Annotated in this window: 9 protein-coding genes; 8 read left to right on the top strand and 1 reads right to left on the bottom strand. The window is 39.8% G+C overall.

The window, feature by feature from the left end; all coding sequences use genetic code 11:
• The first annotated feature begins 38 nt into the window (after positions 1 to 38).
• Positions 39 to 2225 carry a YhgE/Pip domain-containing protein gene (locus MHH37_RS17695; protein WP_342574088.1) on the top strand — a complete coding sequence of 729 codons (2187 nt, stop codon included), beginning with the start codon at positions 39 to 41 and terminating at the stop codon, positions 2223 to 2225.
• Positions 2226 to 2529: 304 nt separating this feature from the next.
• On the opposite strand, the gene yhfH is transcribed toward MHH37_RS17695, so the two are convergent.
• Positions 2530 to 2655, bottom strand: a complete 126-nt coding sequence (yhfH, locus tag MHH37_RS17690) for a protein YhfH (protein ID WP_008406441.1) — start codon at positions 2653 to 2655, stop codon at positions 2530 to 2532.
• Between the two features lie 139 nt (positions 2656 to 2794).
• Between yhfH and MHH37_RS17685 the strand changes: the two genes are divergently transcribed.
• From MHH37_RS17685 to MHH37_RS17655, 7 genes are all read left to right on the top strand, one after another.
• The gene (locus tag MHH37_RS17685; RefSeq protein WP_342574085.1) at positions 2795 to 3787 is read left to right on the top strand and encodes a lipoate--protein ligase; all 993 of its coding nucleotides are present in this window, start codon (positions 2795 to 2797) and stop codon (positions 3785 to 3787) included.
• Between the two features lie 157 nt (positions 3788 to 3944).
• On the top strand, positions 3945 to 4649 hold the full coding sequence (locus MHH37_RS17680; RefSeq protein ID WP_342574083.1) for a response regulator transcription factor: 705 nt from the start codon (positions 3945 to 3947) through the stop codon (positions 4647 to 4649).
• Positions 4649 to 5632 carry a sensor histidine kinase gene (locus MHH37_RS17675; RefSeq protein WP_342574081.1) on the top strand — a complete coding sequence of 328 codons (984 nt, stop codon included), beginning with the start codon at positions 4649 to 4651 and terminating at the stop codon, positions 5630 to 5632. Before MHH37_RS17680 ends, MHH37_RS17675 begins: the two co-directional genes overlap by 1 nt.
• A gap of 48 nt (positions 5633 to 5680) precedes the next feature.
• Entirely contained in the window at positions 5681 to 6454 is a 774-nt protein-coding gene (locus MHH37_RS17670; RefSeq protein ID WP_342574080.1) for an ABC transporter ATP-binding protein, read from the top strand.
• Positions 6426 to 8360, top strand: coding sequence for an ABC transporter permease (locus MHH37_RS17665; protein ID WP_014822756.1), 1935 nt, complete (start codon positions 6426 to 6428; stop codon positions 8358 to 8360). The genes MHH37_RS17670 and MHH37_RS17665 overlap by 29 nt, the downstream gene beginning before the upstream one ends.
• Positions 8361 to 8498: 138 nt before the next feature.
• Positions 8499 to 10049, top strand: a complete 1551-nt coding sequence (locus MHH37_RS17660) for a fatty acid--CoA ligase family protein (RefSeq protein ID WP_342574078.1) — start codon at positions 8499 to 8501, stop codon at positions 10047 to 10049.
• A gap of 492 nt (positions 10050 to 10541) precedes the next feature.
• Positions 10542 to 12515 (top strand): S9 family peptidase, encoded by a 1974-nt coding sequence (locus MHH37_RS17655; RefSeq protein WP_342574077.1) that lies wholly within the window; start codon positions 10542 to 10544, stop codon positions 12513 to 12515.
• Positions 12516 to 12523 lie beyond the last annotated feature (8 nt).

Genomic DNA, 12523 nt, shown 5'->3' with positions numbered 1-12523 from the left:
CGATATTGGTCATATAGTTTTATAAGGAGGAAATTAGTGTGATAAAAGCAGAATGGCTGAAGATTTTTAAAACAAAGAAAATGCTTATTTCAGTAATTGCCGTTCTTTTTGTTCCTGTTATGTACAGCGGGATGTTCTTATGGGCATTTTGGGATCCATATGCCAATTTAAAGGACTTGCCGGTTGCCGTTGTCAATGAAGACAAAGGTGCTGTGATGGATGAGGAAACAATGAAGCTCGGTCAAACATTGGTCGATAAGCTGATAGATAGCGAGCAATTCAGGTTTGAGGAAGTTGAAGCAAAGGAAGCGGACCAAAAATTAAAGGATCAGAAATATTATATCTTAATTAAAATTCCGGAAAACTTCTCAGAGCATGCAACTACATTATTAGATGATGAACCACAAAGATTGGTTATTGATTATATTCCAAATGAAGGCTTCAACTTTTTAGGCGCACAAATTGGTGAAACTGCAATGGATCGTATTAAAGCGGAAGTAAATACGCAAGTTTCAGCAACATATGCAGAAAAATTATTTGATTCCATTACACAGCTTGGTGACGGTTTTACCGAGGCAGCAGATGGAGCAGGGGAACTGGATGAAGGTGCCGCGAAACTGGCGGCTGGCGCTGATGAGCTGAAAGGCTATTTAGAACAATTGGCATCAAGCTCTGTTCAATTATCTGATGGTACTGACGCTTTAGTTGCTGGTTCTAAAAATGCTGCGAAAGGTGCTTCCGATCTGGCGGCAGGTGTAGCAAAAATTGCGGATGGCAGCGGCCAACTTGAAACAGGAGCAAAATCTGCAGCAGATGGCGCCAATAAATTGCAGCAAGGTATTGAAAGCTATACTGATGGTGTTGCACAAGTAGCAAACGGACAAAAGGACCTTACATCCGGTCAGGCGAGCTTAGCTGAAAACCTGAAATTATTAACACAAGGTACAGCGAATATCGATGACAAAGTAAAAGCGCTCGCAGATGGTTCAGCTAATGTAGCCGGCGGTATGGATCAATTGGCGGGTCAACTGGAAGCGATATTACCTATGTTGCCTGAAGAAAATCAAGCAGCATTAAAAGCCGCACTAGGGCAGCTGCAAGAAGGCAGTAAACAAGTAAGTGGCGGTTTAAGTCAGCTGCATGCAGGAACAAATGGATTGGACGATAAAATCGCGGCAATCAGTGAAGGTGCAAGTAAATTAAATGCAGGGCAACAACAAGTAACTTCAGGTGTTGCACAATTGCAGCAAAATTCAGCACAGCTAATAGAGGGTGCCAATTCATTAGCACAAGGCAATACGACAATCGCCGGAAAACTAAATGAACTAACGGCAGGTGCATCAAGTGCGGCAACTGGCGCCAACACATTAGCACAAGGTTTGAACACATTAGTGGATGGTTCGAATAAATTATATGACGGTACGAGCTTGTTGGCAGAAAAGTCAGGTGAGTTAGCACAAGGTTCTACTACTTTAGCGGATGGTACGAAAGAGTTGAAGGATGGTACGACAACTTTATCTGAAAAGTTAACGGAAGCTGGCGAAAAAGCCGCTGTAAATCCGACTGAAGATACGTACAATATGGTCGGTTCTCCAGTGGAAGTCGAAAAAGATTCAGTAAACCATGTACCGAATTATGGTACAGGTTTTGCACCATACTTTATTTCTTTAGGATTATTCGTTGGGGCATTATTAATTTCGATTGTATTCCCATTTGTTGAACCAGCCGTTATCCCGAAAAACAGTGCAAGCTGGTTTGTAAGTAAAGTAACTGTATTAATCGGTGTTGGATTGGTGCAATCATTTATAACGATTGCAATTGTCGTTTGGGGGCTTGGACTTGAGGTAAATAATATGCCGCAGTTCATTCTGACAACAATTATAACTAGCTTTACATTTTTAGCAATGGTTCAATTGCTTGTGTCTGTATTTGGTGATCCAGGACGATTTATTGCCATCGTCGTGTTGATTCTTCAATTAACAACAAGTGCAGGGACATTCCCGATTGAGCTAGTACCAGAGCAATTGCATTTCTTCAATAAAATTTTACCGATGACATTCTCTGTACAAGGCTTCAAAGCAGCCATTTCAACTGGTGATACATCATTCCTAATGTTTAACTGGTCGATTTTAGGTGCAGTTATGATATCATGCTTAGCAATCACGTTCGGTTACTTTGCATTGCTTTATAAAAAACGTTATTCAAAACAACATACAGAACTATAAAATGAAAAAGCATGGATCCGGGTTTTCCCCCTGAATCCATGCTTTTTTTATACAGAAAAAAACCGGGGCATTGAGCAATCTCGTTCGCGTTCTGTGCGCTTCTATACAGATGCCGTTATTCAAAAGTACAGGAAGCTTAATCTTTATAGTTGTAACCATAAAAAAACGATTCGCTATTTAGCGAATCGTATTTTTTATTGTAAACATTGAGCGGGGTTTACAATAAAAATGTAAGCTATTATAGGTTCATCCTAGTCCTAAGATGAAGGTTGTCAGTAATACGAATTAAACAGTGTGTAAAGAATTAAAGAGAGTTACATTTATCACAATTGTTGCTGTAGCACTCGCTTTGTTCTTCGATTTTATCACCGCATTGAACGCAAATTTTATCAGGTAAATTCTTGAAAAATTCCACTACGTTTTCTAACATTGTGCATGCCTCCTTTAAGTTTCTGTTATACTACTTCTGTTTATATATTGTATTGTATTATAACAGATTTAATTCGTCAACACAAAATGCCTAATTTAAGTTAAAATATAAATGGACGATTTTTGAAGGAGTGAGCCTCTTGTATTTTATCGATAATAAAGGAATTACAGATCCGCGTATTAACCTGGCAATAGAAGAGTATATACTGAAAAACATGGATATCGAAAAGGATGATTTTTTACTGTTTTATATTAATCAGCCTTCGATTATCATCGGAAAAAATCAAAACACGATCGAAGAAATCAACACAGATTACGTTGAAGAAAATGGAATCCTTGTCGTACGTCGCCTTTCCGGCGGTGGTGCAGTTTACCATGATTTGAACAATCTGAATTTCAGCTTCCTGACAAAGGATGACGGCAACAGCTTCAGCAACTATAAAAAATTCACCCAGCCTGTTGTTGATGCACTTGCAAAACTGGGGGTTAATTCAGAGCTTTCAGGCCGTAATGATATTTTGGCTGAAGGGAAAAAGGTTTCGGGCAATGCCCAATATTCAACGCGCGGCCGCATGTTCAGTCATGGGACACTAATGTTCAATCTGGATATTGATGCTGTCGTGAACTCACTTAAAGTAAAACAGGACAAGATTGAATCAAAAGGAATTAAATCAGTTCGCTCGCGTGTTGCGAACATTATTGATTTCCTTCCAGAAAAAATTACAGTAGAAGAGTTCCGTATGGAAATTTTAAAATCTATTTTCGGTGGCGAGGAAAATATTCAATACTACGAGCTTACCGCAGAAGATTGGGAAAACATCCATGAAATTTCAAAAAACCGTTACCAGTTATGGGAGTGGAATTACGGAAAATCACCGCGCTTTAACATTCAAAAAACGAAGCGTTACCCTTCAGGAAGCCTGGATATTCGCTTAGAAGTGAATAAAGGTGTTATTGAAGAGGCGAAAATTTTCGGAGATTTCTTTGGTGTCGGTGATGTAGATGAGGTCGCGCAATTATTGGTAGGGACGAAATATGACCGTGCCGCAATTGCAGAAAAGCTGAAAGATATTGAAATCCCGGTATACTTTGGCGGGATCACGGAAGAGGATTTCCTTCATCTAATTTACTAGCAGCTGCTGTCAATCATCATGAACGTAATAGAGAGTATGAAAAGGGAGGCTCCTGTTTTCGGGAGCCCCCTTTTTTTGATACAATGGAACAATATGAACAAATAACTTATGTAGGGATAATTTAGTTTTAAAACCTATTGAAAAGGAGGTCATTCAGATGGAAAAACATCGAATTTTCATCGTTGAGGATGATCCTAAAATAGCTGCACTACTCGCAGACACATTGAGAAAATACCAATACGAAGTCGAAACGATTAAAGACTTTGATTCATTAATGGAACAATGCTTAGCGTTTTCGCCTCATATAATTTTACTGGATATTAATTTACCTTCCTATGATGGGTACTATTGGTGCCGTGAGTTGAGGCAATTTACGAAATGTCCGATTTTATTTATTTCGGCTCGCTCGGGTGAAATGGATCAAATATTTGCATTGGAAAACGGTGGAGATGACTTTATTACAAAGCCGTTTAACTATGAAATTGTACTTGCTAAAATTCGCAGCCATTTGCGTCGTACATATGGAGAATATTCTGCAAGACAGGAAGAGCGGAAAATTGTACAAGGACAGTTAACATTGTATTTGGAACGGATGGAACTTCAATTGAAGGAGCTCATCGTTCCGCTTCAAAAAAAGGAATGTGTTATTTTAGGATTATTAATGGGACAAGCGCCAAAAGTCGTATCACGTGAACATCTGTTGGAAGAATTGTGGGATGATCAGGCATTTGTTGATGAAAACACGTTAAATGTAAATATGACGCGTGTTCGAAAGAAGCTGGCCGATTATGGCATTTCATCTGTTATTGAAACAGTGCGCGGAGCAGGGTATCGCTTTTTATTGAGCTCGGAGGAAATGTAATGGCGGTCAAATTATTTGTGAAGGAGCATCTTTCCTACCTGATTTTTCAAATCGTCTTAACATTATTTTTACTTTCTTTGTTTTGGCTAGATGGATTTCGCAGTGTCACGACCGCCATTTATGCGATAGCGATCAGCCTTCTGTTAATTATTTCATTTTTAGTCTTGCGCTATATGTTGAGACGCCGTTATTTGGCGAAGATTTCCACGTTGCCGCAAACGATGGAAGATGCGCTTCAAAAGAATGCGAAAACAATGGAATATATGGAGACTGAGCGCTATTTGCATGAGCTGTACAAATTGTATCAGCATGAAGTACAGGCACTTTATGCGACCCAGTCCAGACAATATAAGTTTATGAACCAGTGGGTACATCAGATGAAAACACCGGTCTCAGTTTTGGAGCTTTTGCTGCAGCAGGAAGAAGAGCTTGATAAAAAAAGTGTGCAGGAAGAAGTCGAACGTTTGAAGCGCGGTCTTGAAATGGTTTTAGTGAATGCACGTTTGGAAAACTTTTCGGATGATATGCAAATCGGAAAAGTACCGCTGAAATCGGCGATTATGTCTAATGTGAATGACAATAAACGTCTGTTTATCGCCAACCGGGTATTTCCGGAAGTGAAGATTGATGAGGATTTAATCGTAATGAGCGATATAAAATGGCTGAACTTCTTAATTGGACAGTTCATTACAAATGCAGTGAAATATACATTTGAGCCGAATAAGAAATTGTATATTACTGCGGTGCAAAAAGAACAGCATGTCCATTTATTCATTCGTGATGAAGGAGTCGGCATTCCTAAATCTGATTTACCCCGTGTAATGAAGGCATTCTTTACCGGTGAAAACGGCCGGAAAACTGGAGAATCTACCGGCATGGGACTCTATATCGCAAAGGAGATTTGTGATAAGCTCGGACACCAGCTTTTGATTACATCGGAAGTTGGGAAAGGTACACAAATTGAAGTGATTTTTCAGTCATGAGGTATTACTATTGACTGAAAGAAACAGACTTGGTTAAAAGGAGTTACTATGTCTATTTTACAAATACAAGATGCAACGAAAGTATATGAAGGAAAAGTAACGAAGCGAGCGCTCAACCAGCTGAGTTTTGAAGTGGAAAAGGGTGAGTTTGTCGCAATTATGGGTCCATCCGGCAGCGGAAAAACAACGCTGTTGAATATGGTATCCATGATTGATTCGCTGACATCCGGCGAAATTATCTTTAACGGGATGAAACCTCAAAAGCTTAATAGTGAGGAACTTGCTTATTTCAGACGCCGTCAGCTCGGTTTCGTCTTTCAGGATTTTAATTTGCTGCCGACATTGACGGTCGAGGAGAATGTTATTTTGCCGCTGACAATTGATGAACAGCCGATATCTGTCATGGAGGAACGTCTGCAATCTTTAAGTGAGCTGCTCGATTTAACGTCAATATTAATGAAACGTCCGTATGAAATTTCAGGGGGACAAGCCCAAAGAACAGCTATTGCACGTGCACTGATCCACCATCCGATGCTCGTTTTAGCCGATGAGCCGACAGGAAATCTGGATTCGAATGCATCACGTGAAGTGTTGGAGCTTCTGGCAAGAATGAATAAAGAAAACGATACGACGATTTTGATGGTGACACATGATCCGATTGCGGCGAGTTATTGCGATCGAGTTATTTTTATTAAAGACGGCGAGTTTTTCAATGAAATTTATACAGACGATCGTCGCCAAACATTTTTCCAGCGCATTTTAAATGTATTAAGTTTATTAGGGGGACATGTAGGTGACTTTTCTTCAATTCGCTTACCGTAACGTTTTCCGGAATTTCCGTAACTATGCCGCCTTTTTTATGGCCAGCTTTTTTAGTGTTTTTGTGTTCTTTATTTATTCGATGCTCATGTTCCATCCTGAAATTGAACGCGGTTTTTTAGGGGAAGTATCGATAGCCGGAATGGTTTTTGCTGAAATCGTACTTGTGCTGTTTTCATGGTTTTTTATTTTTTACTCAATGCGTGCCTTTTTGGAAGCGCGATCTAAAGAGTTTGCGATATTGCTTCATCTTGGCATGGACCGGAATCAGCTTGGAAAACTGATCATCATCGAAACAATGACAATTGGCATTTTCTCCTGTATTTCTGGTATTGTTTTTGGATTTGCATTTTCAAAATTTTTCTTTATGATTGTCCGTGAAATTTTAAACTTAAATGCATTGCCGCTCTATTTATCATGGGAGCCGTTTGTGCTGACATTATTCGTTTATTTAAGCGCATTTGTTGTCATCTCGACGTTGAGTACCCTGTTTACTCCGGACATTAAAATACGGAACTTTATCAGAGGCCCGAAGTTTGTCGATGCTGCTGTAACCTATTCAAAGCGTAATGCCATTTTAGGAATCATCCTTATTTTATGCGGATACGGTCTTGCACTTATTACAACGAAGTCATCTATTTTTTCGTATACATTATTGATCCCTGTTTTCGTGACATTGGGAACTTATTATTTCTTTACGGATACAACGCTTTATATTATTGACCGGTTGAAGGGGCGAAAGCAGTTTTACTGGAAAAAGGCACGCATGCTGGCGATTGCTGAACAAGTGCAGATTTTACGTTTCAACTCACGCATGTTTTTCATTGTGACACTCGTCTCGACACTTGCCTTTTTAACGGTCGGCGTTTTATCGGCGATGTCTTCCTATACATCACAATATGACAAGATCAATCCAATCGGCCTCCTCTATAAAGGGGAAATGGATAATCCTTATGAAATTGAACATATTTTATCCGTCATTGATGAGCTTGAATTTAATGGAATCAGTTATCATATGACACGCTTTACGGTCATGCGCCAAACATCATCGTATACATCAAATCCGGTGGAAGTTTTCCGAGAAACGGATATTAACCATCTGCTGTTTTCGTACAAATACCCGCTTGTGAATTTAAAAAGCGGGGAAGCAATGTTCATCCCTTATTCGGAAGATTCGATTGAAAAGCTGGAGAAAACGGAAGTAAAGACGGTGCTAAAGGAAAATAATGTGGACCTGACGATTAACAGTGTATATCCGAAAATGTTTTTCCCGACGGCTATTATTAGCAGCAACTCCATTATCATTAGTGATGAAGACTTTGAAAAATTGACAAATGAGTTTGAAATGTCGCCATATGTTGAGCCTGGCTATCATTTATTTACATTTGATATCCCTAACTGGACCGAAACGGAAAATATCGGAATCGATATTCAGCAGATGGTCGCCCGCGATTATCTGATCAACAAAGAATATACGTTACCGTTTTATTTTGAAAATGCCGGATTAAATTATTCTTATATATTAGCTACGTATTCTTTATTAACACTCATCGGTATATTAGTAGTAGCTGTATTTCTACTTGCGTCCGGAAGTTTCGTTTATTTCAAAATCTATGCCAACTTGGACCGAGAGAAAAAACAGTTTGATATGCTCGTTAAAGTAGGGTTGAGCGGAAAAGAACTGAAACGCCTTATTACGAGAAATTTAATGATTCAATTTTTCCTGCCGTGGGGTTTAGCCTTTGTACATAGTGCATTTGCGTTCTATGTTGTGCAAACCGTATTGAATGATGTAATGAATTTATCGATTGTAAAAGAGGTCGTATTTTCATTTACAATGTTTGCCCTTATTCAAATTGTTTACTTTTTCTTAATTCGCTGGCGTTATATTTCACATGTGCGCGGGTGAGTTTAAATAGAGAAAAAATGATTTTAGTACAATATTTGTGAATAAGCGAGATTTTCATATTGTTTTATTAATATACTTATTCTATAATGCTAATAGAGTGAATATTTTTTCATTTTACGCAATAGGGGGATGGGTGTATTGAATTTAGTTGAAAAGGTAAGACAACAAGCTTTCGAACAACCAGAAAAAACAGCGTACTACTTTTTAGGTAAAGGCACATCTTACGGTGAATTGGAGCAATCTGTTGCACGATTTGCAGCTGCTTTGGAAGATTTAGGTGTAAAAAAAGGCGATCATATCGCGTTTCTATTAGGTAATACACCGCATTTCATCATCAGTTTATACGCGTCAATGCGTATTGGTGCTGTGGCAATTCCGATTAATCCAATCTATACAGCAGATGAAATTTCATACATCATACAAAATGGTGATGTAAAAGTTGTTATCGCACTTGATTTACTATTACCGCTTGTGGAGGCAGGGGTGCATAGATTCCCACAAGTAGAACAATATATCATTTGCGAAACGACTGAAGACATCGGTGAAAAGTATGCCGCGCTTTCAGATGGGGCGAAAGAAAAAACGAAGCTGTTTTCACAAGTATTAGCAACAACAGCACGTACAACGGATCCAGTAGAAGTAGCGCCTGATGATACGGCGATAATTTTATATACTTCCGGTACGACCGGTCATCCGAAAGGTGCCATGCTGACACATAATAATTTATTCTCCAATGCAAGAGATATTGGCGATTACTTAAAAATGACATCAGAAGATCGTATTGTGGCAACATTGCCGGTTTTCCACGTCTTTGCATTAACGGTCGTTGTCAATTCACCGTTAACACGAGGTGCAACGATCTTATTAGCGCCACGCTTTAGTCCGGGAGAAATTTTCGAGTTAATTTCGACGTATAAAGCAACAGTATTTGCGGGTGTTCCGACAATGTACAATTTCCTTTATCAATATGACAAAGCGAATGTTGCTGCATTCTCAACAATTCGTTTAGCGATTTCAGGTGGTGCTTCATTACCTGTTTCATTGCTACATAACTTTGAGCAAAAGTTCAAAGTACGAATTTCTGAAGGGTACGGATTATCTGAAGCTTCACCTGTTACTTGCTTCAACCCTACAGACCGTGAGCGTAAACCAGGCTCAATCGGACAATCGATCAGCAATGTTGAAAATAAAGTGGTCGATGAAAATGGGGAGGAAGTGGGCGTTGGGGAAGTAGGCGAGCTGATCGTACGCGGACCGAATGTCATGAAAGGCTATTACAACATGCCGGAAGAAACTGCTGTAGCGATTCGTGACGGCTGGTTATATACAGGTGACTTGGCAAGAAAAGACGAGGAAGGTTACTTCTACATCGTCGACCGCAAAAAGGATATGATAATTGTAGGCGGTTACAATGTTTACCCACGTGAAGTAGAAGAAGTATTGTTCTCACATGAAGGGATTGTGGAAGCAGCAGTAGTAGGCTTCCCGGATTTGGACTTTGGTGAAGCGGTACATGCCTATGTTGTTTTGAAGGATCCTTCATTAACAGTAGAAGCAATTCGCGAATTTTGTGCAGACCGTATTGTGAAATACAAAGTACCGACTGTCATCGAAATTTTGGACGAGCTGCCAAAAAACACAACAGGCAAAATTCTGCGCCGTTCTCTAAAAGAAATAGCAAGAACATAATATTCCAGCACCTGCCATGCTTTGTGGCGGGTGTTTTTTAAAATTAGGAAAATAGAAGAAGGCGCCATCCCTTTGCAATGGGCCTTACATACTCATTGGTATATGTCTTCTTATAAGGGGGATAGTTATTAGTTTAGTGATTGTTCTCATAAGGCTTCTTATAATGTTCCGGGTTGTTTTTGGCGGGGGCCGCATAGCAGCAGTAAAGGCACGCCGTAAACGTCGCACCTTTACTGCTGCTATTATTGCGGCTTGGGACTCCCGCCAAATCAAAAGTGCCATCTCTAAACCGTTACGCTCTATAGTCGGCGCTTACGTGGTAGGCGCCGTTTCTACGCACAAAGTTAATTTTTCTATTAAAAACTATAGGACTTATAACGTTGTATAGATAAAGCAATATCTTAATACATTTTTTGAGTTATATTTTGAAATTTCAAATAAAAGATGGTACATTGTTGTTACGGGAATCGAAATAAATGAAGAGGTGTTTTAATGACAAAGTATATGACAAAAGAAAGCTTATTCGAAATTCAATCCATTGCAAACCCGGTACTTGCGCCAAATGAGCAAGAGGCGGTATTTATTCGTACACAGATTAATGAAAAAGAGAATAATTACAATGCCCATCTGTTCCACATTGACCTGGAATCAGGGGAAATAACGCAATGGACTTACGGTAATGAACGTGTCTCAAGCCCACAGTGGTCAACAGACGGCAAACAAGTCGCATTTTTAGTAAAACGCAATGAAAAACAGCAACTATACATATTAAACCGCCGTGGCGGGGAAGCACAGGAAATTACGACACTTCCAAATGGCGTCAATTCATTTTTATGGAGTCCTTGTGGTGAGAAAGTTTGGATCACAAGCACAGTTAAAAAAGGGTTAGACATTACGAAAGAGGAAGAAAAAGAAGATACGAAATTCCCGAAAGCCTATGTCGTCGACAAAATGAAATACAAAGCAGATAGTGTCGGGTTATTAAAGCAGGACCGCTATTCACAAATTGCTGCTGTAGATTTGGCAACAAAAGAAGTGAATACTTTTACAGTAGGAAATTATTCACATAGTCTACAAGGCATTTCACATGACGGGAAAACATTGGTGATCGGTGTGAATCGTGAAGAAAATACGGATAATGTATTCCGTACACCGCTTTACCTAGTAGATGTAGACACGAAAGAAGAAACGGTACTAATTGAGGAAGATGGCTACTTTGGTGGTGCTGAGTTTTCATTCGATGACCGTTATATTGCATTTGGCGGTTCGGATCATACATTCAGAAATGCAACACATGGCCATGTCTATATTTATGATACAGAAACGAAAACAACACAAAAGCTGACAGAGATGCTGGACTTGCCGGTTGGTGATTATGGTGTTGCAGACATTCAGCAAGGTGTATCGGCTCCATCTGTAATGTGGACGGAAAACAATGATTTGTATTTCCAAGTATCTACACAAGGGGATATTCGCTTATATTATGCAACGTTAGAGGGTGCACTTTATCCTGCGTCACCTGAAAATGAGCATGTATATGGCTATGCAATCTTTAAAAACGGCAACCGTGCATTATTGACGGTATCCAATGGGACATTCCCTGGGGAGCTGTTTGACTTTGATATTACAACAGGTGAGCGCAAGCAGTTAACAACATTTAACGAAAAGTTTTTAAATGAGACTACGCTGTCAGAACCGGAAGCGATTTCGTATACATCAAAAGACGGTTTGACTGTACATGGCTGGATTATGAAGCCTGCACAGTATACAGAAGGGGGAAAATATCCATTAATTGTTGAAGTACACGGCGGACCGCATACTTTATATGCGAATACGTTTTTCCATGAGATGCAGCTATTGGCGGCGAAAGGGTATGGTGTGCTTTATGTGAACCCACGAGGCAGTCATGGCTACAGCCAGGAATTTGTTGATGGTGTGCGCGGTAATTATGGTGATGGAGACTACGAAGATATCATGGCTGGTGTTGATTATGCACTCGAAAATTATTCATGGATTGATGAGTCGCGTTTAGGGATTACTGGCGGAAGCTATGGCGGCTTTATGACGAACTGGGTTGTTGGTCATACGAACCGCTTTAAAGCAGCTGTTACCCAACGTTCAATCTCAAACTGGATTAGCTTCTACGGCGTATCGGATATCGGTTATTATTTCTCGGAATGGCAAATGCTCGCAGATATGAATGATGTGGAAAAACTGTGGCACCATTCACCATTAAAATATGCGGCTAATGTGGAAACACCGCTGCTTATTTTACACAGTGAACGTGATTTCCGCTGCCCGATTGAGCAGGCTGAGCAACTTTATATTACGCTTAAGAGCATGGGCAAAGAGGTCGGTTTCGTCCGTTTCCCTGAATGTGACCACAACTTATCACGTACAGGTATCCCGAACTTACGATTAGAACGACTTGAGCAAATTACAGGCTGGTTTGAGAAATATTTATAAAATACAAA

Origin of the sequence: Solibacillus sp. FSL K6-1781 (assembly GCF_038630735.1) — a bacterium.
GTDB lineage: Bacteria > Bacillota > Bacilli > Bacillales_A > Planococcaceae > Solibacillus > Solibacillus silvestris.
Note: the sequence above shows the minus strand (reverse complement) of the source record. Positions and strands in the feature narration are given on the sequence as shown.

What these genes read in the sequence shown, in the direction of transcription:
- yhfH (WP_008406441.1), bottom strand. Translation starts at nt 2,655, where the DNA reads ATGTTAGAAAACGTAGTGGAATTTTTCAAGAATTTACCTGATAAAATT.
- MHH37_RS17680 (WP_342574083.1), top strand. Translation starts at nt 3,945, where the DNA reads ATGGAAAAACATCGAATTTTCATCGTTGAGGATGATCCTAAAATAGCT.
- MHH37_RS17675 (WP_342574081.1), top strand. Translation starts at nt 4,649, where the DNA reads ATGGCGGTCAAATTATTTGTGAAGGAGCATCTTTCCTACCTGATTTTT.
- MHH37_RS17670 (WP_342574080.1), top strand. Translation starts at nt 5,681, where the DNA reads ATGTCTATTTTACAAATACAAGATGCAACGAAAGTATATGAAGGAAAA.
- MHH37_RS17655 (WP_342574077.1), top strand. Translation starts at nt 10,542, where the DNA reads ATGACAAAGTATATGACAAAAGAAAGCTTATTCGAAATTCAATCCATT.